This window comes from Klebsiella ornithinolytica NBRC 105727 = ATCC 31898 (genome assembly GCF_001598295.1).
GTDB lineage: Bacteria > Pseudomonadota > Gammaproteobacteria > Enterobacterales > Enterobacteriaceae > Klebsiella > Klebsiella ornithinolytica.
The window spans coordinates 1-22426 of the sequence record NZ_BCYR01000007.1 but is presented as its reverse complement, the minus strand read 5'-3'; the positions used below and the strand labels follow the sequence as shown (position 1 = coordinate 22426).

21 protein-coding genes, 1 other RNA gene and 1 pseudogene are annotated in these 22426 nt (G+C 47.3%); 8 read left to right on the top strand and 15 right to left on the bottom strand.

All coding sequences use genetic code 11. The features are described 5' to 3' along the window. Positions 1 to 55: 55 nt before the first annotated feature. Positions 56 to 676: a recombinase family protein gene (locus ROR01S_RS14825; RefSeq protein ID WP_174539223.1), complete on the bottom strand. Its 621-nt coding sequence runs from the start codon at positions 674 to 676 to the stop codon at positions 56 to 58. Positions 677 to 965: 289 nt separating this feature from the next. On the opposite strand from ROR01S_RS14825, the gene ROR01S_RS14820 reads away from it, so the two are divergent. The 4 genes from ROR01S_RS14820 (at position 966) to ROR01S_RS26275 (ending at position 4050) form a co-directional block, all read left to right on the top strand. After that, on the top strand, positions 966 to 1646 hold the full coding sequence (locus tag ROR01S_RS14820; protein ID WP_064359626.1) for a dual OB domain-containing protein: 681 nt from the start codon (positions 966 to 968) through the stop codon (positions 1644 to 1646). A gap of 2 nt (positions 1647 to 1648) precedes the next feature. Continuing rightward, positions 1649 to 2089, top strand: a complete 441-nt coding sequence (locus ROR01S_RS14815) for a DUF488 domain-containing protein (protein ID WP_021313723.1) — start codon at positions 1649 to 1651, stop codon at positions 2087 to 2089. Beyond that, positions 2086 to 2679: a DUF4326 domain-containing protein gene (locus tag ROR01S_RS26280; RefSeq protein WP_021313722.1), complete on the top strand. Its 594-nt coding sequence runs from the start codon at positions 2086 to 2088 to the stop codon at positions 2677 to 2679. Before ROR01S_RS14815 ends, ROR01S_RS26280 begins: the two co-directional genes overlap by 4 nt. Positions 2680 to 3243: 564 nt before the next feature. Next, on the top strand, positions 3244 to 4050 hold the full coding sequence (locus tag ROR01S_RS26275; protein ID WP_071995105.1) for a V-type ATPase subunit: 807 nt from the start codon (positions 3244 to 3246) through the stop codon (positions 4048 to 4050). A gap of 97 nt (positions 4051 to 4147) precedes the next feature. Here the strand turns inward: ROR01S_RS26275 and ROR01S_RS26270 are convergent, their stop codons facing one another. The 7 genes from ROR01S_RS26270 to ffs all read right to left on the bottom strand — a co-directional run bounded on the left by ROR01S_RS26270 (position 4148) and on the right by ffs (position 11629). Beyond that, positions 4148 to 4927, bottom strand: a complete 780-nt coding sequence (locus ROR01S_RS26270) for an SMODS domain-containing nucleotidyltransferase (RefSeq protein WP_073972307.1) — start codon at positions 4925 to 4927, stop codon at positions 4148 to 4150. After that, the gene (locus ROR01S_RS26265; protein ID WP_071995107.1) at positions 4924 to 5433 is read right to left on the bottom strand and encodes an SLATT domain-containing protein; all 510 of its coding nucleotides are present in this window, start codon (positions 5431 to 5433) and stop codon (positions 4924 to 4926) included. Before ROR01S_RS26265 ends, ROR01S_RS26270 begins: the two co-directional genes overlap by 4 nt. Before the next feature lie 514 nt (positions 5434 to 5947). Continuing rightward, positions 5948 to 6304, bottom strand: a complete 357-nt coding sequence (locus tag ROR01S_RS14810) for a hypothetical protein (RefSeq protein WP_021313720.1) — start codon at positions 6302 to 6304, stop codon at positions 5948 to 5950. 11 nt (positions 6305 to 6315) lie between these two features. Continuing rightward, entirely contained in the window at positions 6316 to 7086 is a 771-nt protein-coding gene (locus tag ROR01S_RS14805) for a hypothetical protein (protein ID WP_021313719.1), read from the bottom strand. Positions 7087 to 7876: 790 nt separating this feature from the next. After that, on the bottom strand, positions 7877 to 9373 hold the full coding sequence (locus tag ROR01S_RS14800; RefSeq protein ID WP_064359625.1) for a DEAD/DEAH box helicase family protein: 1497 nt from the start codon (positions 9371 to 9373) through the stop codon (positions 7877 to 7879). Positions 9374 to 10352: 979 nt separating this feature from the next. Further along, positions 10353 to 11414: a site-specific integrase gene (locus ROR01S_RS14795; RefSeq protein WP_225563397.1), complete on the bottom strand. Its 1062-nt coding sequence runs from the start codon at positions 11412 to 11414 to the stop codon at positions 10353 to 10355. Between the two features lie 118 nt (positions 11415 to 11532). Further along, an RNA gene (ffs, locus tag ROR01S_RS14790) (signal recognition particle sRNA small type) lies at positions 11533 to 11629 on the bottom strand. A 144-nt stretch (positions 11630 to 11773) separates the two neighbouring features. On the opposite strand from ffs, the pseudogene ROR01S_RS27700 reads away from it, so the two are divergent. Both ROR01S_RS27700 and ROR01S_RS14785 read left to right on the top strand, forming a co-directional pair. Continuing rightward, positions 11774 to 12066: pseudogene (locus ROR01S_RS27700) on the top strand (hypothetical protein); the annotation flags it as partial. 26 nt (positions 12067 to 12092) lie between these two features. Continuing rightward, a complete protein-coding gene (locus ROR01S_RS14785; protein ID WP_004858749.1) occupies positions 12093 to 12404 on the top strand; it encodes an MGMT family protein in 312 nt (103 codons plus the stop codon). 37 nt (positions 12405 to 12441) lie between these two features. Here the strand turns inward: ROR01S_RS14785 and ROR01S_RS14780 are convergent, their stop codons facing one another. Beyond that, a complete protein-coding gene (locus ROR01S_RS14780; protein ID WP_004858747.1) occupies positions 12442 to 12954 on the bottom strand; it encodes a YbaY family lipoprotein in 513 nt (170 codons plus the stop codon). Between the two features lie 219 nt (positions 12955 to 13173). Here ROR01S_RS14780 and tesB point away from each other — a divergent pair, with 219 nt between their 5' ends. Then, positions 13174 to 14037 carry an acyl-CoA thioesterase II gene (gene tesB / locus ROR01S_RS14775; RefSeq protein ID WP_004858746.1) on the top strand — a complete coding sequence of 288 codons (864 nt, stop codon included), beginning with the start codon at positions 13174 to 13176 and terminating at the stop codon, positions 14035 to 14037. Between the two features lie 98 nt (positions 14038 to 14135). Here tesB and amtB read toward each other — a convergent pair whose 3' ends face one another. The 5 genes from amtB to ROR01S_RS14750 all read right to left on the bottom strand — a co-directional run bounded on the left by amtB (position 14136) and on the right by ROR01S_RS14750 (position 20081). Beyond that, positions 14136 to 15422 carry an ammonium transporter AmtB gene (gene amtB, locus ROR01S_RS14770; protein ID WP_004858745.1) on the bottom strand — a complete coding sequence of 429 codons (1287 nt, stop codon included), beginning with the start codon at positions 15420 to 15422 and terminating at the stop codon, positions 14136 to 14138. Positions 15423 to 15455: 33 nt separating this feature from the next. Further along, the gene (gene glnK / locus ROR01S_RS14765) at positions 15456 to 15794 is read right to left on the bottom strand and encodes a P-II family nitrogen regulator (protein ID WP_004858743.1); all 339 of its coding nucleotides are present in this window, start codon (positions 15792 to 15794) and stop codon (positions 15456 to 15458) included. Between the two features lie 242 nt (positions 15795 to 16036). Next, positions 16037 to 17815 (bottom strand): SmdB family multidrug efflux ABC transporter permease/ATP-binding protein, encoded by a 1779-nt coding sequence (locus ROR01S_RS14760; RefSeq protein WP_044347652.1) that lies wholly within the window; start codon positions 17813 to 17815, stop codon positions 16037 to 16039. Then, positions 17808 to 19580 carry a SmdA family multidrug ABC transporter permease/ATP-binding protein gene (locus tag ROR01S_RS14755; protein WP_044347650.1) on the bottom strand — a complete coding sequence of 591 codons (1773 nt, stop codon included), beginning with the start codon at positions 19578 to 19580 and terminating at the stop codon, positions 17808 to 17810. The genes ROR01S_RS14760 and ROR01S_RS14755 overlap by 8 nt, the downstream gene beginning before the upstream one ends. A 42-nt stretch (positions 19581 to 19622) precedes the next feature. Continuing rightward, complete coding sequence (locus ROR01S_RS14750) at positions 19623 to 20081, bottom strand: Lrp/AsnC family transcriptional regulator (protein ID WP_004858739.1); 459 nt, start codon at positions 20079 to 20081, stop codon at positions 19623 to 19625. A 115-nt stretch (positions 20082 to 20196) separates the two neighbouring features. On the opposite strand from ROR01S_RS14750, the gene ROR01S_RS14745 reads away from it, so the two are divergent. Continuing rightward, positions 20197 to 21249 (top strand): PLP-dependent cysteine synthase family protein, encoded by a 1053-nt coding sequence (locus ROR01S_RS14745; protein WP_004858737.1) that lies wholly within the window; start codon positions 20197 to 20199, stop codon positions 21247 to 21249. A 45-nt stretch (positions 21250 to 21294) separates the two neighbouring features. Here the strand turns inward: ROR01S_RS14745 and cof are convergent, their stop codons facing one another. Next, positions 21295 to 22113, bottom strand: coding sequence for an HMP-PP phosphatase (gene cof, locus ROR01S_RS14740; protein ID WP_004858732.1), 819 nt, complete (start codon positions 22111 to 22113; stop codon positions 21295 to 21297). Between the last annotated feature and the right edge of the window lie 313 nt (positions 22114 to 22426).

Below are 22426 nucleotides of genomic sequence, written 5' to 3'. Positions count from 1 at the left end.
CGCTATATTCGTTAACAATCTGGCAGTACTGGCCTACTCTGCCATTTATTACCCACTATTCTTCTGTAAGAGATGAGTTTTTAGCCACCTTTGCGATAGTAGCCCTTGAACAACCGATCAAAGCCTGGATTTTGCTCCAGCTTTTACCGTCAGACAGTAGTTCTTGTACTTTATGATGTAAGCTCTCATCGACTGGACGACCACGATATTTTTTCTCTCTCTTGGCCTTTTCAATACCCTGCTTTTGTCGTCTGCGGCGATCTTCATAGTCCTTGCGACTGATTGCCGCCAACATATCGAGCATCATAGAATTCATTGATTCAAACATACGAGCGGTGAACTCATCCTGAACATGCAAAAGCTGATGGCTCGTAGGCAAATCTAACGATACAACCCTGATCCCTTTAGATTCGATTAGTCCTCGTAAGGTTTTCCAGTCCTCTGCGGTAAGTCGGCTTATACGATCTATTTGCTCACAGAGCAGAATGTCGCCACGTTCCGCGATATCTAAGAGTAAAAACAATTGAGGCCGCTGTAGGCTTGCACCTGATTCATTTTCCTTAAAGTACTTTGATATTTTCAGATCATGTGAATGAGCAAATGCCTCCAACTCTTTCAAAGCCCTATCTGCATCTTGCTCTTTCGTCGATGCTCTTAGATATGCCCATACACGCATGATACTCACCATCAGTCTGTTTTATATGGTTCATTATATACAGTCTGTTTTAGGTTGTAAAATTCATTTAATGAACCACTTTGAATGAAGATCTGTGCAGGTCTGCTTGAGGTATACTAAAAGTAAACTAATCTACTTCCGCGAACTTACCCAACGTTTTGTTAAGCTAACATCCTTATGTTAATGTCTCGCTTGAGGCAATTAACTGCAATATTATAACATATCATTCACAATCATTGACTTTTCTTGAGAATCATCTTATTGATATAATTTTGATAAGGATATTTTTATGTCAAGCATGCGATTAGTACTATTAGCAGCCTCAGCGAAACGTAAACACTATTGCCTTGCAGGAAGAAAATGGCACGAGGATGAAACCCATTTATGGATACGACCTGTTGGGAACAGTCTTCCTGACGATAACGATGCTCTAACGACAAAAGAAATTCAGTTTAAAGATTATAGAATACCTCAAGTACTTGATGTAGTTGACATTCATTTATTACGAAAAGCTAATCATCCTGTACAGGCCGAGAACTTTCTCATCGACACTTCGTTTCGATGGAAAAAAGTAGGTACTCATCCCGTCAATAAGCTCGACCAATTTGTTGAATACCCTGACACTCTTTGGTTCAATCCTCAGCAACACTATGGGGTGAATGACTGCTTTCCTTCTCAGTTAATTAATGGTCAGACTAATAGTCTGTATTTTATTATCATTGAGGATTTAGTTATTCGTGTAAGCCATTCTTCCTTCAATGGACGTAAACGCTATCATGGGTTATTTGAATACAATCAAATAAATTATAAAATTTCCATTACTGACACAATTATATATTCAACTTATGGTCAGAAAGAGGATGGAGATTACCATTATGGAAAATGTTATGCTACATTAAGCATGGCCCCTTTCAGTGAACGTAATGAATGTTATAAATTTTTAGCAGCTTTAATTAAAATACAGGATTAAATATGAAAGTATATTCAATTGGGTTTACTGAAAAAACTGCTGAAAAGTTTTTTACACTTATCCAGTCACAGCCTAGTATTAAAAACTTAGTTGATGTGCGGTTAAATAACGTTTCTCAACTATCTGGATTTGCCAAGAAGAATGATCTTAAATATTTCTTAAAAGAACTATGCAATGTTAACTATATGCATGTCCCGGAATTGGCCCCGACTAAGGAGATGTTAAATCCATACAAAAAAGGGAACATTTCATGGGAGGTTTATGAGGATAACTTCTTGAATTTAATGGCAAAAAGAAAAATTGAACGTATTGATAAATCTTTGATTGAAAATAGTTGCTTGCTTTGCAGTGAACATAAACCGCATCACTGCCACCGTCGCCTTGTGATAGAATACTTGAACAAGCATTGGGATACTGATTTTGAGGTTAAGCACTTAATATGATAAAAGTACTGATAATGTACCATCCAAACTTTGCATCTGCTGGTAAGTTTGAAAGAAAACTTACGAAGATACTTTCAACACTGGATGATTACCAAATTCTTTACTTTGATGATCCAGCAAACCTCATCAGTAATTTCTTCGATTCAAAATTATTAAAACTTCTTGGTGATAATGTACTTGATAGTGTTGTTCAAGATGAAAAACTAACTCATGCAGTTATTTTTGACTCTACATATTCTCCGAAGTTCACAACTTTTAAATCATATCTTTCGGAGGTGATACCTGTCCGATACATTCAAGATAAAATAACTTTTGTCTCAAATAAAGACAAAGGTGAGCATTTTGATACTTATATAGGTCGTGGAACTTTGTGGGGAAATCCGTATGCAATAGGTCAAGATGGTGACCGTGATGAAGTTATCCGAAAATTTGCTTATGATTTTAGCCGTAATTTTTTACGTGGTGGAGATGATTTTAATGAAAAGCTGAAACTTTTAAGAGGGCATACTTTAGGCTGTCATTGTAAACCATACGCATGCCACGGGGATGTTCTTGCTGAATATCTTAATAAGTTAGATGATGGTGAATAAATACTAAAATACTCATATTTTACACCGGTACTGACTCATAAAGCTCCCTTTGCACACTCCAAACACCCATCCCTTCTAGTACTGCAATAATTCAGTATCAAATACTCCTTATCAGATAACCCTCAAACAGTACTTTTTTTGATATTCATGATCAGTGCTGGGAATGAATCTGCGTGACCATCACGACAATCCTTCCTTCTAATGCACGGAGAGAATATCTAAAAGAGATTTTTGATCGTTCAGATTTTAGGTAATACCGGGTTAGTGGAAAGTTCGGTACTGAGATCTAAGTACACGGCGTTTGGTCGGTGAGGTTGAAGCGGATCAGGTGAACGAGATTTTAATTCAGGCGGAAAAAAACAGCCTGTACTTTTTCCTGAGTAAAAGATTACTTGAGGTTTTTTGCCAAAAATCAGGAGGCCTGGGATTTGATTATTTTTGCACTAAAGGCGAGTAACTTAGCCACATTCTTAAACACGAAGGCTGTAAAGGAGATTATGATAGAAATGCATAGGTTACCCATTTGCGATAAAATCAGTCAAGATTGCTATTCCGAGGTTTCTTATGGGTAAAATTTCTGAACGTTTGAGACATGCAAGAATTAGTGAGGGGCATTGCGTCATTTGCGGTTCATATGGTCTATTGAGTAAGGATCATGTGCCACCTCGTTGTGCAACTACTATTCAACCAATGTTTCAAAAAACAGTCTCTGAACATTATTCCTCTGATGAAATAAAACCAATAAATGCTCATGCCGGAGCGACATTTAAAACCATATGCAAGAATTGTAATGGCAACATACTTGGGAGTTTGGATCATGAGATCAAGGTTCCCATCGAGAACTTTATAAATCTAATTAGGCAATATTTAGCTGGTGTTCATTTTTACGGAAATGTTATCTCTACGCCTTTCAATGCAGTATCTTTTTTGCGTGCAATGGTTGGTCATCTGCTCGCAGCAACATCCGTAGAAGTATGCAAAAATGCTCTTATTGATAGTGAATATTACACACCATTAAGAAAATTTGTGTTAGGCGAAAATAAAAAAATAGAAGATACTCATGATTTCTATTATTGGTTTTATCCTAACAGAACACAGATAACTGCTCAGCAAACCTCGTTTTTTAACGATGGTCATCTTTGCCATTGTAGCTGTATGCACTTCTTTCCTATAGCTTTTTTAATTACATTTAAAAATGAAGGAACATATCCTGCACATGCATCAAAATTAACGGTTGATGACAAAAAACTATACTTTAATATGACTCAAGGAAATTTGGACTATGTAGCATTTCCATTCACACCACTGAAAGGGAATCAAATGATGCTGATGACAGATACTTTCACTTCAGCAAGTTATCCTCAGGAATAAGTTTCTTCTATATGAAATTTATACTATAACTACCTGATGAATTTAAAAATAATAAAGCACAAGAAAAAATACTTGTGCTTTATATGAAATTTTAAGATTAAATTTCAGGCAAAATCTTTTTTATTTCTGATTCAGCAGAATAGTGCCATCCACCACTTTCATATGCCTTAGCTGATGATACTGTATTTTTTAATTTATTCACAGCATTTTGCTTCCATTGAGGAGACCAGTAGGAGCAATGGAGCTGCTCAACAGCACTATAAAAATAGTCTTTGATGTTATAACAAAAAAGAAAATTCATACCTACAATTTTTTGCTCAAGATCATATGACTCAAAAACATAATCTGCATTTGCGTTCCAGTACTTTAGTATTCTTATTAATGGTTTGATTAAAGAATAATTATTTCTATTCTTATCTGTCAGCTTACTATTGAAATCATTAGGGTCAGTACTTATCCATGTTTCAAAGTTATTTGCTGGTGCTGGAATTTGATATCCGTAAAACACATTATATACAGCCGGAACCAATTCAAATGTAATATGATTGAGATTTAGCCTTATTGTTGGATGGCTTTGTTTACGTTCTGAAGAAGAATAATAACGTTCAACGAAATATTTCAACCGATTTAGATAAGTCTGAGGCTGATGCCCTGTATTGTTAAACACAACCATATAATCTACATCAGATTTCGGATCGTATCTTCTTGGCAGCATTGTATATCGGGTGTTAGAACCAAATGTGAAATGATTTATTACATCGGAACTATCGAAATAATATCCAAGTCTATTTTTCAGTGTACTGATAGATGTTGTGATAGTACTATCTTTCAAAATAGCATTCTTCGCTACAGAATCTAAATATGACTGAACGCTCATTCTTTTTCCTTGTCGATAGAATATTGAGTAAAGCCATCATTGACATCAGACTGTGTTTTTTCATAAGCCCATCTTGGTACAGTCGGCGAACTTATGTTTAGCTGATTTCTACGATCAGAAAAAACCTTTATTTTGTTTTTTAGCTCTTTATCTGGAGAATTGATTTCAATTAATTCAATCTCTCGAAAAAGACGTACATCGTTTTTAAGATTATTATACTCACCTGCCGCGGACTTATGATGCCCTGCTCGTTTGCTTGGATTTAAAGCGGTATTTATAGCAGTTAAACATGTAAGTAAAAATGATATTACTATTGTAATGGTAGTCATATCCTTCAGAGCACTCAAACCTGCTATAGCAGACAAAATAGCTATAGGTATCCCAATGAATAAATTGCATTTTTCCCAAGGGGAAGAAGCATTATAATGAGATTTAGAAGAATAAAGTGCATCTTCCTCAATGCGTAAGCATTCTTCTTTTATTTTTTCAATTAGTTCATTACTCATATCATACCTATGTATCTATTTTCTCAGAAGAAGCAGCCCCCCCTAAAAGAGATAGTTACACCGTGACTACCAGCGAAGTTCGGATGTCCTCCACTGACAACGTGGTGCTGCACATAACCTGATTCCTTACATAGTTACAGAGGACGCGATCCTCTATGGCTACACAGTCTTTATCCACTTTCCCCGTGCTGAGCTGTACTATGTATCTGGAATACACCATTGCAGGTTTCTTTTGGGCACCATGCCATATCGCCATTCAGGGTAATATTTCGTTCTTCGATAATCGTCGAAGAAGCGGATCCCCCCCCGCCGCTCGTGGTCTTGTCTCCAAGCCTTACCAGTGCTCTGGTCATAATCTCTCATGAATCATATTAATATCAAGGATATAATATCTAAAAAGTGACTTAGCTTAAATCAATTGGATGCAAAACCGCCAAACCTTACAAGCGACCGCATTCCGGGCATCAAGCAAATAAAAAAGGCCGCTTTCGCGACCTTGTGCCAGTACAAGCACTCATTGAGAACGATCCAGTACCATATACGCTGGCTGGCAAATGCTGCCGCGTTCCTGTAGCCAGTAGTAATCAAGATCGGCAACCCTATCATTCAGCCCTGAATCCACACGGTTGATCTGTAACCGTAGTCCTATCGTATCCTTGTACGACAAACCGGATTTAACATTGTACTTGTACTTAACCCCACCTTCTTCTTCAAATGACTTGAGATAAGTCGTCATTTGTTTCTGAATTTCTTTTAAGCAAACAACTTCATTATTAAAAGTAAATGGTTTTTCTATTTTCCCATCTGGTACAGCCGCAACTGACACACTAGAGCAACAAAATAACAGCACTGCGATAAAAGTCTTTTTCATATTAATATTCCTTATTGAAGGTTAGTACTTAATACTTCACCAGTATCAGCATTGAACGTACAGGAGTACTCTATATTTTTAAACGCACCAAACCCGTTTTGAGCCTGTGCTCTGTGCCCGTAAAGAGTGACTAATTTCCTGCTTTTGTCGTACCAGCTATACGAGGAGAATTTTGGTTCGGTAATTCCGTCAGTCCATTTAAATTGGTACTGAGCAGAATTTTCTACAGCTACCTTACAAATATAATCGCCAGCTTTATGTTTCGAAGCGTAGCAATGAGCATCATCGAGACATTTAGCTTCTTCCTCTTTTGCCTGTCTTTCTTTTTCTGCGGCAAGTACAGCATCCTGAGACGCCTTTTCTGCTGCTTTGACGCGTTGTTCTTCGGCAAATTTGGCGTAATCAGCAACATTCGTAATGTTATTTTCACGAGCAGTGGCAAACTCTTTGCCGTCTTTAAAACCAAGTTTATGTGCTCTGGCTTCATCGCTTGAAGAGCGGGCTGCATTTGCCACTAAAGCAAGCACAATGATCAGTACTGGCACGGTATAATTATTCACGAACTTATAGGGCAAGTATTTAGCTCTGAGATTACCGGTACCATAAAATGCCCATACGATCGAGGCAATACTTGCCAGTAGCTGGCACAATCCAGCGACGAAAAGCATAACGACCGACCAGAAGCCAGTACCAGCAGTGAAGAAATCACCAAACTTTCCCATTGCAGCAGCGAAAAGACAGATCCCCCAAAATCCATAAATTACCAGTTGTACAACTCTCATAGTTTTGTAACCCCGTTAGCTTCCTTCAGACCAAAAAGTACGGACTTGAAACCATCCGTGTTCAGGTACCCAAGAATAACATGCACACTCAAAAATGATCGATATAAACGATCGATAATGCATATATTGATCGTTATAAACTATCAATATCTATTAATTCAATACAAATCAATAGGTAAAATCGATCAAGTGGATTCGTAATCCGGGAAGTAGGTTATCTATCTGATTTCAATACTATGACTACTCGCGATTCCATCACACAGACGCTCTTAAAGCGTCGGTAAGGCGTTTTACGGGACTTTGTAAGTTCAGTTGTGTTAGTGATGCGAATCGAGTTAAGGGGCTTCCTGTGCGTTTTGTCCGAAACACCATCATGAAGGGGGATTGATAGGATCGGGGTCGCTTCGCTCTGTGCAGTACGGATAGTGCTTCTCCAGTACCTGAAACAGCAGATACCCCACCAAGTACACAAAGGAATTATTTGTAAAATAAGTAATGAAATAACAGGCAGTTATGTACTTACTGACAGAACAAAAAAACGCGATTGGGTTCGCTCTGCTAGTGACCGAAGGGAACGCAGCAGTAGAACCGAATCCAGCGAACAGTACACGCAACGCGGGTGCTGTTTAATTGTTTTATCTATATAAACAATGGAATAGCTATCAAGTACTCACTGCGTGAGCACTCTCACTAACTACCCGAAACAGTTCGCTTGCTTCGCCGCTCCTGCTTTCAGGTAGTTAATTCGCTTTCGCTCGTTGTCATGTCCGAAATTTATTACCTAAAGATTTTATAAGGTATTATTTTTCGGACATTCATTCGTTTTTATGATGGTGTTCTGGACTTCATTTTTAACTTTTTTTTGTACTTCATTTTCGTATTTGTCCCACATAGCCTTTATTTCTTCAGTACTGAGATTTGCGTTGGTAGAACGGGCAAGAAACTCCCTGAAATCTTCTAAATCAAGCCCTGGATTGCTGTCTTTCCAGCGGCGGAAACTCTTTGCTTTGGTATCATCAAGAGTGAAACGCTTTTCCTTGTTCATTGAGCCTTGCGGCCTGCCTCTCTGCCCTTGCTTGCCATCATCAATACCAAGATCTATGTACTCAATGTTATCTGTAAGTGATCTGGCCTGCCATTCATCAAAAACATAAACGGTCTGCGTTTCAGTACTGTCAAAATCTCTTGAAACCCCTCGTAGTACAAACTGGTGTAAACTTTCATACTCCCTCGCTACGTGAATCGCCTCACCATCAATCTCAAAGAACAATTTGCACTGTTTAGCCTCTGTCTCCGAGGGACGCATACAGGCCAGCCAGACGCACTTCATCAGGTGCTGGTACTGGTTAAATCCTCTGGCATCCGGGCTTATCTCTGTACCATTTTTTAGACTCCAAGAATCGCTTTTGTTCTTCGTCCAGTAGAAATCCTGCCCCTCAAGTTCTTTATCAATAAAAGAATATATTTTTTGTAATTTATCAGGGTTGTTCGTTTTCCATGTTCTTGATAGTTTAGATTTTTTAGAGAAGTAATACACCTTTAATCTTTTTTTAAGTTCTGTTTTACGTGTCTGTAATCCTTCAATTTCAGTACGTTCAAAGAGTTCTTTATTGCCTTTATAGATCAATGAGTTTTCGAAATTAGCCCCAAGAAAGGTAATTTTTAAGTCTTTATACTTATTGAGATTTTTCCATGCAGTAATATTAAGCTGTTCCTTTTTCGCATCGGTAAAGTACTCATTGTTCATTATAAAAAGATCATTTTCATTCAATACTGAAAGTTTATTTAAAATGCTCTTTACTACATCCCCCTGTACTTCTGGGTTTCTTTCAGCCGCAATATACATATTTCTTTCATCTAATGACTGTACTTTATAGATTAAATCATTAAGGATAACCTTTTTTATGTCAGCATTACATTCATTTATATTTTGAAAAGAGTGAAAATTAGTAACGTCGTCAATATAGACATTCCAGCCGGATAATAATCCAACTGGTATCTTGAAAAAAGTTTTATCAGTTATGAGTAATGTTCTATTACTTCCTGATGAAAGAAATTGAATGACTGAATTAATAACACTTTCATCTTTTTGTACTGTATCCGTAATGATATACTTACAGTTATTAAGTTGCTTTGCTGTCTGTTTAATAAGCTCTTGTGTATTCTGTACTAAAATATATCTTTCAGTACTGTTATTGATTATATTACATATAGCTGTTGTTTTACCTGAACCACACTCAGCAGATACGTACTTAAACTTGTTATAAATAGATGTAGAATTAATCATTTGCACGCTCCATATTGATTAATTTAGAAAGGCCGATTCGTTCCAGTGAGTCGGCCTTTCTTTGTTTTAGTTATTAGTATTTAGACGAAAAAAAATTGCACCATATCTCTCATCAATCAATGATAGTATTGATTAAATAATTCCCTAACTATCAAGTACTCACTACGTAAGTACTATCATTAACTACTCCAACCAATTCGTTTGGTTCAAGTAGTTAATCCGGTTCATTTGGATGAATCAGTTAATTCTGACGAGATTTGTTGAGAAATCATGCCCCGCAAGGGAATAAAGATAATAAAAAAAGACCCGTAAAGGTACTTGATTTAATTTTAAATATTATAGTTATCGAATTTAATGACGAGATCTATTTAGAATGTCTATTATATCACATTTTTTTGAGGTTATCCCATACAAAATAAAATTGTTATTTCTAATTTTATTTCAGAGGTGCCGTGAATGTTTTTTGTGAGATACGTTTGACTTCTATTTATACTCATATGTGTACTCATTTACTTTCACCACTTTTCCTGAGGCTAAATCGTCTTTAAGTATTTTAATGATAATTTTTTTGATAGTTTTTCCAGACCTCATATTTTACTCCTTTTCCAATATTGCTATTTGCTTATTTATCTTTCAATCCGCTGCATAACAATGGCATTAAATTATTGGATTAATACACCAGATAAAAGTTAAATTGCAAGATTTTGTGCTGGACGGTACTATCGAGAGTGGTACAGTACTGTTGTAGTACTACCACTATAACCAATTGATTAACCAACACAATTTAGTACTAATGGCTGATGGCAGGGCCCCCACCCAATTCTGGGTAAGTACTTGATAGATAATGTCTAAAGTACAGAAATCTCTCCTCCATAGCCTTAGTGGTACAAAAACTGTGTATCACCAGTAGGCTGCACGATGTCCCTTATGCTCTCCCGTCACTAAGCAGGCTCTCAGCGAAGAGGCTGCTTAGGACGAATCAAATATGTTCTAATAAATCATATAGTTGAGACACAGCGACTGACTTACCATATCTTCTGTATGTGATTGAATTATCGGCATGTCCTAAGAATGCAGCAGCATAATGCTCCACTACACCAGCATTTTTTAACTTAGTGGCAATGTAATGTCGCAGTGAATGAAACTCTGGAACCCCTAATTTTTTGCGATAACCGCTAAACCAGCGGGTGAAGTAGTGGCTGTATGAACCTTTATAGAAAGTTAACTGCGGGAACAGTCTACCCTTGTGGTTCTGTACATAGTCCAAAAATCCGATATCTATCAATTTGTTATGAATTGGTATTGTACGTTTACTGTTCTCCGTTTTGACCACCTGTCCATCATGACGATCATCAATCCTGATGCACCACCTTCCCTCATTTTTTAATATATCACCATGATATAGCTGACAAATTTCATTAGCCCTCATCCCCGTAAATCGACCAAGCAAAATAATCCATCTCTTCCAGTCAGGTAAAGCACTGATCCCATTCTCCAAACATCTGATCTGAGCAGAGGTATATGCCTCTCGCTTTTGGGAAACTGGCTCGCGATCCTTTTGGAGCAATCCCTCAAAGGGATTTTGAAAATCATAGTCAGTACGGTGTTTCAGCCATCGGAAAAAACCACTGATTTTCTTAACATATTTGTTCTTTGTAGGAATCGCGACATCCAGCCCGCTAATGAATTCAGCAGCCCTGCTACGCTTAAACACCTGATCAGTGCAGCTAAAGTACTTATCAATACAGCGTTTGATAGAAGAAACTTCCCTTTCACAAACTTCACGGCTTTTAAACTCAACGTACTGCTCAGCATGTAGTTTTAGCTCGCTAAGCGACAAGTCTGAATGAGGGGATTGGATCAAATCGATTGTAGTCGTGGCGGTTTCAGTACTCAGCCAGGGACGATCTGCAAAGCGTAAAGATCGCTTTGTCGCTTCAGTCTTTGAACGCGTACCTAACGAACGACGAAACTCGCGGCGTTTACCACAGGGTAAGACGTTAACTTTCCGGTAGTACCAAATCCCATGACGGGAGAGCATAAGGGACATCGTGCAGCCTACTGGTGATACACAGTTTTTGTACCACTAAGGCTATGGAGGAGAGATTTCTGTACTTTAGACATTATCTATCAAGTACTTACCCAGAATTGGGTGGGGGCCCTGCCAGCTACATCCCGGCACACACGTCGTCTGCTCTGGCTGCTTCCTTCCGGATCTGACCTGGTAAACAGAGTAGCGTTGCGGGAGAACCAACAGAGCCCCCATTGAGAGCGTCGTTATCCAACGCGCAGCCGCATTATCCCTACTGGACCAACGAATTGCAAGCTCACCCCAACCGGATGCTGGTTTATTGTGCAGCGACGGGCGAAAAGCTTGTCTAACCCTGGCGAGACCGGCAACGCGACGTCGCCCCGGCTGCGGTGCTCTATTCCACGGTCGGCGTCCTGCGGCGTAGTGATTTGCGCAAACTGCCCTTCGAAGCCCGCGGCCGCCTCGTCTGCCCGATTCTCTGCGGGCCACGCTGATTATCAATCCTCGTTCCCGGTACCTGAAATTTTTCGAAAGCTTGATAGCCATCGGTTCGCACGGCAACGTGCACGGGATGTCGATTTCTGGCCTCGCGCTCGATGTCACTATCGTCAACCCCGTACAGCCCCACGCTGTACAGCCACTCAGTCAGCGCTTATTCTGAGCCTTTCCCTGTTTACAGGACGCACGATGGATTCTCACGACACTTTTCCCCGGCGGGTCTGGCAAATTGTGGCCTCAATTCCGGAAGGTTACGTCGCCACCTATGGCGATATAGCACGGCTGGCGGGGTCACCCCGTGCGGCGCGCCAGGTTGGCGGGGTCCTCAAGCGCCTGCCTGAAGGCTCCACGCTTCCCTGGCACCGGGTGGTCAACCGCCACGGCGACATTTCCCTTACAGGCCCGGATCTGCAGCGCCAGCGCCAGGCGCTGCTGGCTGAAGGTGTCCAGGTGTCCGGCAGCGGCCATATCGATCTGCAGCACTATCGCTGGATTTACTGAAGGTAAAAAAATGCCCCTCGGCAGGGGCATAGATGGCTTACTGCGCGGCAGGAGCATCGCTGCTGGCGACCGGTACGGCCGTCTGCTGTACCGGCACCAGAATCAGGTCGGCCCGGTTCCCTCCCCCATTCACCACCGTCTGCACGGTATCGGTGATAAACATCATCTGACCGTTAACCGTAATGGCCGAGCTCAGCAAAATGCGGGCATTCGGTTTAATATCCGCCGGGTTGTAAGGCAGGACAAAGTTATACGGCGGCTGCTGACCTTCGGTACGAACCGTTTTCTGCGCCAGGACATGCGCCGGCGCATCGGCCAGTGACGCATCCGATAAGGTGACAGTCAGTACCGCATCCGGCGGTAGGGCGACTCTCTGCCGGATCGAGATAGTCCCTGATACATTAGGCTGCTGCTGCGAAGAAGTCAGTGACGCAATGCCATATGGATCGGGGGCAGCCGCGTTATTGGCCGTCGTGGCGCCGTGATTATTCGCGCAGGCGGTCAACGCGGTTGCAACGGCTAAAGCACTTAACATATAGGCAAATTTCATTATGTTCTCCTTTTCATCCCTTTACTTGCAGGAGTATGTCCTGCCGACTGGCGAGCAGTAACATTGGCATCGTGGATAAGTGTGGCACAGATCTCAGTTCTCTTCCTGCAAATGGCCCTTTATTCAGATTATTACACCCATCGGACCACTTGCGATTCCAGGTTATACTTGGCCTCAATACGCGCTGCGCAAGGCAGTTATCATTGATTGAGGGTAAATATGAGTCAGGCACTAACCAATCTGCTGGCATTATTGAATCTGGAAAAAATTGAAGAAGGGTTATTCCGCGGGCAGAGTGAAGATCTGGGTTTACGTCAGGTTTTTGGCGGCCAGGTCGTCGGTCAGGCGCTGTACGCGGCGAAAGAAACCGTGCCTGCCGAGCGTCTGATCCATTCATTCCACAGCTATTTCCTGCGCCCTGGCGATAGCCAGAAACCGATTATTTATGACGTCGAAGTGCTGCGCGATGGTAACAGCTTCAGCGCCCGTCGGGTCGCGGCCATTCAAAACGGGAAACCCATTTTTTATATGACCGCCTCTTTCCAGGCGCCAGAACCCGGCTATGAGCACCAGAAATCGATGCCGGCCGCCCCTGCGCCGGATGGTCTGCCTTCCGAAACCGACATCGCGCGCAAGCTGGCACACCTGCTGCCGCCGCAGGCCAGAGATAAGTTCCTCAGCGACAAACCGCTGGAAATCCGCCCGGTTGAGTTTCACAACCCGCTGAAGGGCCACGTTGCGGAGCCGACCCGTCAGGTGTGGATCCGCGCTAACGGCGCGGTGCCGGAGGATATTCGTATCCATCAATATCTGCTGGGCTACGCTTCCGATTTCAATTTCCTGCCGGTGGCGCTCCAGCCGCACGGCGTCGGGTTCCTGGAGCCGGGGATGCAGGTAGCGACGATCGACCACTCGATGTGGTTCCATCGCCCGTTCAACATTAACGACTGGCTGCTGTACAGCGTTGAGAGCACTTCTGCGTCCAGCGCCCGGGGCTTCGTTCGCGGTGAGTTTTATACTCAGGATGGCACGCTTGTGGCATCAACGGTGCAGGAAGGGGTCATGCGTAACCGTAACGCGTAAGATGTCATGGGCGAGGGATAACGCCTGATGCTGTCCCTCATGACGAAAAAAAGCCTCCCGACGGGAGGCTTTGCTGCTACTGGAGATGACTCAATTTATCAGGCGTTGTAGGCGTTTTCGCCGTGGCTGTTGACATCCAGACCTTCGCGTTCCTGCTCTTCCGGAACACGTAGACCTACGGTCATATCCGCCACTTTATAACCGATGAAGGCCACAATGCCGGACCAGACGATAGTGATGCCGATACTTTCCAGCTGTACCAGCAGCTGATGGCCCATGGTAACGCCTTCCGCATAGCCGACGCCGCCCAGAGAGGTTGCGGCAAAGATACCGGTCAGGATACAGCCCACGATACCGCAGACACCGTGTACGCCGAACACATCGCACGGGTCATCAACACGCAACCAGCGTTTCAGAACCGTTACCCCCCACAGACCCGCCAGGCCGGAGGCGAGACCCACAATCAGTGAGCCGCCTACACCGATGTAACCACATGCCGGGGTAACGCCAACCAGACCAGCAATCGCCCCGGAACAGGCACCTAACAGAGAAGGTTTACCGCGGGTCGCCCATTCGCCGAAGGTCCAGGCCAGAATAGCCGCAGCGGTCGCCACAACGGTGTTGACGAAAGCCAGCGCGGCAATTTCGTTCGCCGCACTCGCGGAACCGGCGTTAAAGCCAAACCAGCCAACATACAGGATTGCCGTCCCGGTGAAGACCATCGGCAGGTTATGCGGTTTGAACGCTTCTTTGCCAAAGCCAACGCGTTTGCCCATCATATAGGCGCCCACCAGACCGGCAACGGCGGCGTTGATATGCACTACGGTACCACCGGCGAAATCCAGCGCGCCGTGCGTCGCCAGCAGACCACCGCCCCATACCATGTGTGCAATCGGCACATAGGAGAGCGTCATCCAGACGACGACGAAAATCAGCACCGCGGAGAAGCGAATACGTTCAGCCAGCGCGCCCACGATCAGGCCAACGGTGATGCAGGCGAAGGAGCCCTGGAAAGCGACGTGGATGTACTGATAGAAGGTCCCCATCAGCGCTTTCAGCTCAATGTTTTTCAATAATACCCAGTCGAAGCTGCCGAAGAAGCTGCCGCCGGTACCAAACGCCAGGGTGTAGCCATAAACCACCCACAGCACGCATACCAGCCCAAAGGTGACGATGACCTGGGTCAGCATAGAGAGCACGTTTTTACCGCGAATCAGGCCACCATAGAACAGCGCAATGCCCGGAATGGTCATAAACAGCACCAGCGCGGTGCAAATCATCATAAAGGCGTTGTCGGCTTTATCTGCCACCGCCGGTGCGGCCATCGCCAGCCCCGGAAGCAGTGCCAGCGAACCCAGACCCGTTTTCATTGTTGCTATTTTCATTTTCTCGATCCCCATCACTGTGTGGTCTGGACGTTACAGTGCCGCTTCGTCGGCTTCGCCGGTGCGGATGCGAATAACGCGTTGCAACTCGGCGACGAAAATTTTGCCATCGCCAATTTTTCCGGTGTAGGCCGCTTTACTAATCACATCAACGACCTCATCAAGCTGATCGTCGGCAATCGCGACATCAATCTTCACCTTTGGCAGAAAATTGACGCTGTATTCGGCACCACGGTACAGCTCGGCGTGGCCTTTCTGACGGCCAAACCCTTTTACCTCAGTGACCGTCAGGCCCTGAATGCCGATGGAAGATAACGCTTCACGCACATCTTCCAGTTTGAATGGTTTGATTACCACGGTAACCAGCTTCATAAGTCCCCTCCGCTCTGAATTCGTAATGGCAGCAGCTAACACACAGGGAATAAAGCAAGGGCTATGCCAGAAATGAAAAAGGGCCGCATAGCGGCCCTTTTAACGAAGAAAACAGCACAACAGTGGCAGAAGGTAGCGGAAAAACGCCGACCACAGCCAAAAACGCACCATTTCAGTGCATCAGGCGTTGCATTTTTGCACCATGCTAAACCGCGCCAGCACGGGTGCTTGCTTATAGTGCATCAGGCGATCAGCGACTCTTCCTGCACGCTGGCAGCCAGCTCTTCGCCGGCCAGCTGCAGCTGATACATTTGCCAGTAGCGCCCTTTTGCTGCCAGCAACTGCTGATGATTGCCACGCTCAACGGCCTGCCCACGGTGGAGCACCAGAATGGTGTCGGCCTCAACAATCGTCGACAGACGATGTGCAATCACCACCAGCGTGGTGTGCTGACGAACTTTAGCCAACGCTTGCTGAATCGCCTGTTCGGTGCCGGAATCGATATTCGCCGTCGCTTCATCGAGAATCAAAATCTGCGGGGTATCCACCAGCACCCGCGCCAGCGCCAGCAGCTGCTTCTGTCCCACCGACAGATTATTCCCCTGCTCGCCCAGCTGCGTATAAATCCCCTCGCTCATTCCGCGCGCCAGTTCTGCCAGCTGCACCGACTCCAGCGCCTCCCAGACCTGCGCCTCGCTGATATCGCGACCGAGCGTGACGTTGGCATAAAAGGTATCCGCCAGCACCACCGGATCCTGCTGCACCATGGCAACGCCCTGGCGCAACGCGCTGTGGCTCAGTGAAGCGAGCGGGCGACCGTCGATACGAATTTCCCCTTTGCTCAGCGGGTAGTAGCCCATCATCAGACTGGCCAGGGTGCTTTTACCGCTGCCGGTGTGCCCCACCAGCGCCACAAAACCACGGGACGGAATATCCAGGTTAATGTCCTGCAGCACCAGACGATCGCCACGATAAGCAAAAGAGAGATTCTCAATTGACACGGTGCCGCTGCGCAGCGGCGCACTGTCCTGGCCCCACGCCTGACGCGGGCGATCCATCAGTTCGAAGACGCGCTCGCCGGCGACGACCGCCTGCTGAAGCATCGACTGCTGGGTTGTTAGCTCGATCAGCGGCTCATTCAGGCGCCCCAGGTAGCTGATAAAGGCGTACAGCACCCCGACTTCAATTGTGCCGGCCGAGCTGAATCCAAACAGCATCAGCAGCCCGCAGAGCACCAGCGTTGAGAACAGGCTCAGCAGCGGACGCAGCAGGAAACCATCGAGGCGCAGCGTTTGCATCCGCGCCAGATAGTGCGCATAGCTGGCTTCGCGCATCCGCTCGCCAAAACGCGCCTGCTGGCGGAACTGCTGGATCACACCCATCCCGTTGATGACTTCATTAAAGCCGTCGTTGATATCGGCCAGCCAGGCCCGTACCCGACGCACGATCGGCGTGCTGTAGCGTTGATAAATCATCATCACGATCAACACCGCCGGGAAAATAGTCAGCGCCACCAGCGCCATGCGCCAGTCAAGGCTGAACATCGCCACCAGCATTGCGCCTATCAGCGCCGCGCTACGCAGCACCGTCGCCACCACCGTGACGTACAGATCGCGGATCACTTCCGTGTCGTTGGTGACGCGGGAGATCAGTTGCCCGACCGGCTGGGTATCAAATTCGCTCAGCGGCTGGCGCAGCGCGGCATCCATCACATCACTGCGCAGCTGCTGCACCACGCCAACGGCGGCGCGGTTAAACAGCAGCGACTGGTTATAGTGCAGGGTCGCCGCAAGGATCTGCAGGCCGAGGTAGGCCGCGGCAAGGCCGCAGACCAGCTTCAGCGGCACCGAGTTCTTCGCCACCATATTATCGATAAAGTAGCTAATCAGCAGCGGACCACTGACCTCGGCGGCCGCGGCAATCCACATCATCACCACCGCGATAATCAGCGGTTTACGCCACGGGGAACCGTAGGCCAGCAGGCGTTTTAACGTCGGCCAGAGCTCGGAAAAACTACGCATCAGCGGCCTCCTCGTGATCCTGCGGCGCATCGTCCAGCGCCGCTTCCAGCTGTTGATAGCGATACATATCGCGATACCAGCCGGGCTGCGCCACCAGTCCATCGTGACGACCGCGCTGGACAATATGCCCGTGTTGCATCACCAGAATCTCGCTGGCCTCAGTCAGTGCCGACAGGCGATGGGCGCTGATAATAACCGTTCGCCCCTCTCCCCACTGCCGCAGATTATGCAATATCTGATGCTCGGTCCGGCCATCCACCGCCGACAGCGCATCGTCAAGAATCAGAATCTCGGCTTCCAGCAACAGCGCGCGGGCGATGGAAATGCGCTGTTTTTGCCCGCCGGACAGCATCACGCCGCGTTCGCCGACTTCCGTTTCATATCCCTGCGGCAGGCGCAGAATATCGTCGTGCACGCTGGCCAGCCGCGCAACATGCTCAATTTGCTCCGGCGTTGCATCGGGCCTGCCGAGCGCGATGTTGTTGGCGACGGTGTCGGAAAACAGAAACGGCGTCTGGTTCACTACCGCCAGCCGGGCGCGCCAGCTATCGAGCTGCAGCCGCGTCAGCGGAATATCATGGAAGCGAATATCCCCTTGCGTGACATCAAAGTGGCGCTGAATCAGCGCCAGAATCGTGCTTTTCCCTGCGCCGGTTGGCCCGCAAATGCCCAGCATTTGCCCAGGCTGGAGCACGAAGTTGACCTTCTCCAGCGAGGCCTTATTCGCCTGCGGATAGATAAATTCGCGTACGGCGACGCTCAGCGCACCGCGCCCTTCCGGGGCCAGCTCATGACCATCGTTGACGGTCGGCGCCTCCTCGAGCATCGTGCGGATCCGACTGTAGGCCGCGCTGCCGCGTTCCACGATGTTAAACATCCATGCCAGCGCCAGCATCGGCCAAATCATCAAACCGAGATACATCACAAAGCTGGTTAGCTGGCCGAGGGTCATACTGCCCTGCAGCACCATCCAGCTCCCGCCGCCGATCGCCAGCAGGTTAGCCGTGCCAATCGCGATATAGATAGTCGGATCAAAGCGCGCATCAATCCGCGCCACGCGCATGTTTTTCCTGCCGGTATCCGCCGCATCGGCAGCAAACTGCGCCGATTGCCGGTCCTCCAGGCCAAAGGCCTTAATCATGCGGATGCTGGTCAGGCTCTCCTGAGTACGATCGTTGAGGCTGGAGAATGCCGCCTGCGCGACGCGGAAGCGTTCATGGAGCGCATCACCGTTACGCTTGATAACCAGGGCCATCACCGGCATCGGCAGCAGCGCCAGCAGGGTGAGCTGCCAGCTGATTTGCGTCGACATCACGATCAATACCGCACAGCCCATTACCATCGAGTCCACCAGCGTCAGCACCCCTTCCCCCGCAGCAAAAACCACCCGATCAACATCGTTGGTGGCGCGCGCGATCAGGTCGCCGGTGCGGTGGCGCAGGTAAAAAGCCGGATGCTGACGGCTGAGCTGACGGTAAAAGTCCTCCCGTAGCTCCACGGCCAGCTGATAAGAGGCACCAAAAAGCAGCACGCGCCAGACGTAGCGCAGCAGATAGACCATCACCGCGATCAGGACCAACGCGCCGATCCACATCCACACCTTCTCCGCGGTGTAATGTTGTCTGGTGACGCCGTCAACCACGATTCCCACCACCTTTGGCGGAATCAGCTGTAAAACGGCGATAATGGCCAGCAGGGCAATAGCACCGAAATAACGGCGCCACTCCCGGCGGAAGTACCAGCTAAGTTGAGCAAATAATCGCAAGCAGTTAAATCCTGAGTGTATAAATCGTCGCGGCAAACGCCGTTAATCAATAGGTAAGGCAGTGGTGTATTTTATCTGTTCCATCGCGAAACTCGAAGTGACATCAGACAGCCCGGGGACGCTGTTCACCAACCGTTTATAAAAATCATCGTAGCGTTTCATATCCGCCACCTGCACCCGCAGCAGGTAATCATACTCTCCCGCCATACGCCAGAAACCGAGGACTTCCGCCATCTGCGTGACTTCGCTGACGAAGCGGCAGTACCAGTCGCTGCTGTGATGCTGGGTCTTAATCAGTACAAATGCCGTCAGACCGAGCCCCAGCTTTTCGGCATCCAGCAGCGCCACGCGCCCGAGCAGGATCCCCTCATCTTCCAGCCGCTTCAGCCGTTTCCAGCAGGGCGTGGTGGTCAGATTAACGGCATCAGCCAGCGCCTGCAAAGAGAGGGTGCAGTCAGTTTGCAGTAAAGAAAGCAGCTTACGGTCAATTTTATCTAGCATGAGGCACCTCCGGAGAAAAATTTTCTCCCTTCATTGTAATTGAAAGGCTAAATAGCAACAATTTTTCCTCACACTTCCGTTAAGCTGGGCACAAAATGACAAACAGGAAATGACGATGAATAGCGCCTGGGTAAAACACGCAATCAGTGAAATCAACGCCGATTATCAGCGTTCCGCCGACACGCACCTTATTCGCCTCGCGCTGCCCGGGTTCCCGGGTATTCAGATCTACCTGAAAGATGAGAGCACCCATCCTACCGGCAGCCTGAAACACCGCCTGGCGCGCTCTCTGTTCCTTTACGGCCTGTGTAACGGCTGGATTAAGGAAGGAACGACGATTATCGAAGCCTCTTCCGGCTCGACGGCGGTTTCTGAAGCCTACTTTGCGCGTCTGCTCGGTCTGCCGTTTATCGCCGTCATGCCTTCCTGTACGGCAAAACGCAAAATTGAGCAGATTGAGTTTTATGGCGGACGCTGTCACTTTGTCGAGAGCGCGTGTGAAATCTATGCCGCCTCCGAAAGACTGGCTCGCGAACTGAACGGCCATTATATGGATCAGTTTACCTTCGCTGAACGGGCGACGGACTGGCGCGGCAATAACAATATTGCCGACAGCATCTTTCGGCAGATGACCCATGAACCGCATCCGCAGCCCTCATACATCGTGATGAGTGCGGGGACCGGCGGGACTTCGGCCACGATTGGCCGCTATATCCGCAGTCAGGGCTATGATACGCAGCTGCTGGTGGTTGATCCGCAAAACTCGGTGTTCCTCGACTACTGGCAGAGCCGCGATGCCGGCCTGCGCAGCCCGGTCGGAAGCAAAATCGAAGGTATCGGTCGTCCGCGCGTCGAGCCATCATTTATTCCTGATGTCGTCGATGAGATGCTGCGGGTCCCGGACGCGGCCAGCGTCGCCACCGCCCTGTGGCTGGAAACGCTGCTTGGTCGCAAAGTCGGCGCCTCCACCGGCACCAATATGTGGGGCGTGCTTGAGCTTGCCGTGCGTATGCGCGCTGAGGGCCGTACCGGTTCTATCGTCACTCTGCTGTGCGACAGCGGCGAACGCTATCTGGAAAGCTATTACAACCCGCAGTGGGTCGCGAGCCAGATCGGCGATATCACTCCGTGGCAGGCAAAAATCGCGGAGATGGTGAACACCCAATAAAAAAAGCCAGACACCAAGGGTGCCTGGCTTGCTGGAAGGGTCTGTTTATTCGGGGGAATAAGGAAGATCGGGATTATCCAGCCAATGAGTTAAAAAATGGGAGACCGCTTCATGGCGACAGTCTCCAATAACCGGTAAATGCGGCAGTTCAGCTTTGAGCTGCGGCATTGCGTTACCCATAATGACCCCGCGCCCCACGCTACCGAGCATTTCGCGGTCGTTCATGGCGTCGCCAAACGCCATACAATCCTGCATCGACAGGCCCAGATGCTGGCTGAGTACCGCCAGCGCAGCGCCTTTATTACAACCATTCGGCAGCACTTCCAGGCAGTCGAACGCTGAAAAACAAATATGCGCGCGATCCCCGAGTGCTTCAGCCAGCTGAACGTTGAGCCGCTGGAGATCGTCGTGATCGCCGCAGAAGCAGACTTTGGTGACGTTATCCGTCGGCATCCGCCTGGGATCGTATATCTGATAGCGGAAGCCGCTGAAAATATGCGCTTTGAGCAACTCGGGCATCGCTTGCCCGGTAAACCAGCCACCGTCGTTAAAGACGTGCATACTGGCCGCCGTATCCCAGCGACGGTGGAGCACCGCTTCCGCGACGCCAGGATCAAGATCGCTACGGTGCAGTTCTTCACCATCCAGCGCGTGAATCCGCGTACCGTTGCCGGTAATTAAGTAAGCATCCAGCGAGAACTCACCGATGACGTGGCGCATTTCCAGCGCATGGCGTCCCGTGGCAAAGGTCAGGGTAATGTCACGATCGCGCAGGCGCTTCAGCGTTGAGAGCGTTGACGTTCCCAGACGATGGTCCGGCAGCAGCAGCGTGCCGTCCATATCAAAAGCAGCGAGTCTTGCCATGTGAGCTCCCAAAAGCACGGTGAGTTTTACTTGAGTTCCAGTATCACCTGAGATATACGGAAGTAATAGTGAATAGATAAATTTTATTGTTCCGGTTTTACAAACCGCGCTCGCGCAGGCTCCGAAGGGGCGAGGCCGAAGGACAGCCTGGGTAACAAGTGTGAATAAGCGCAAGCAGCGCAGAGGCAGTCTTGTCAGGTGAGATGAATATACACAGAATCATCCGGCCTGCATCAAGGCGGCAAGTACGCGAATCCCCGGGAGCTTACTCCAGTAAGTGACCGGGGTGAGCAAGCGTAGCCAACGCAGAGGC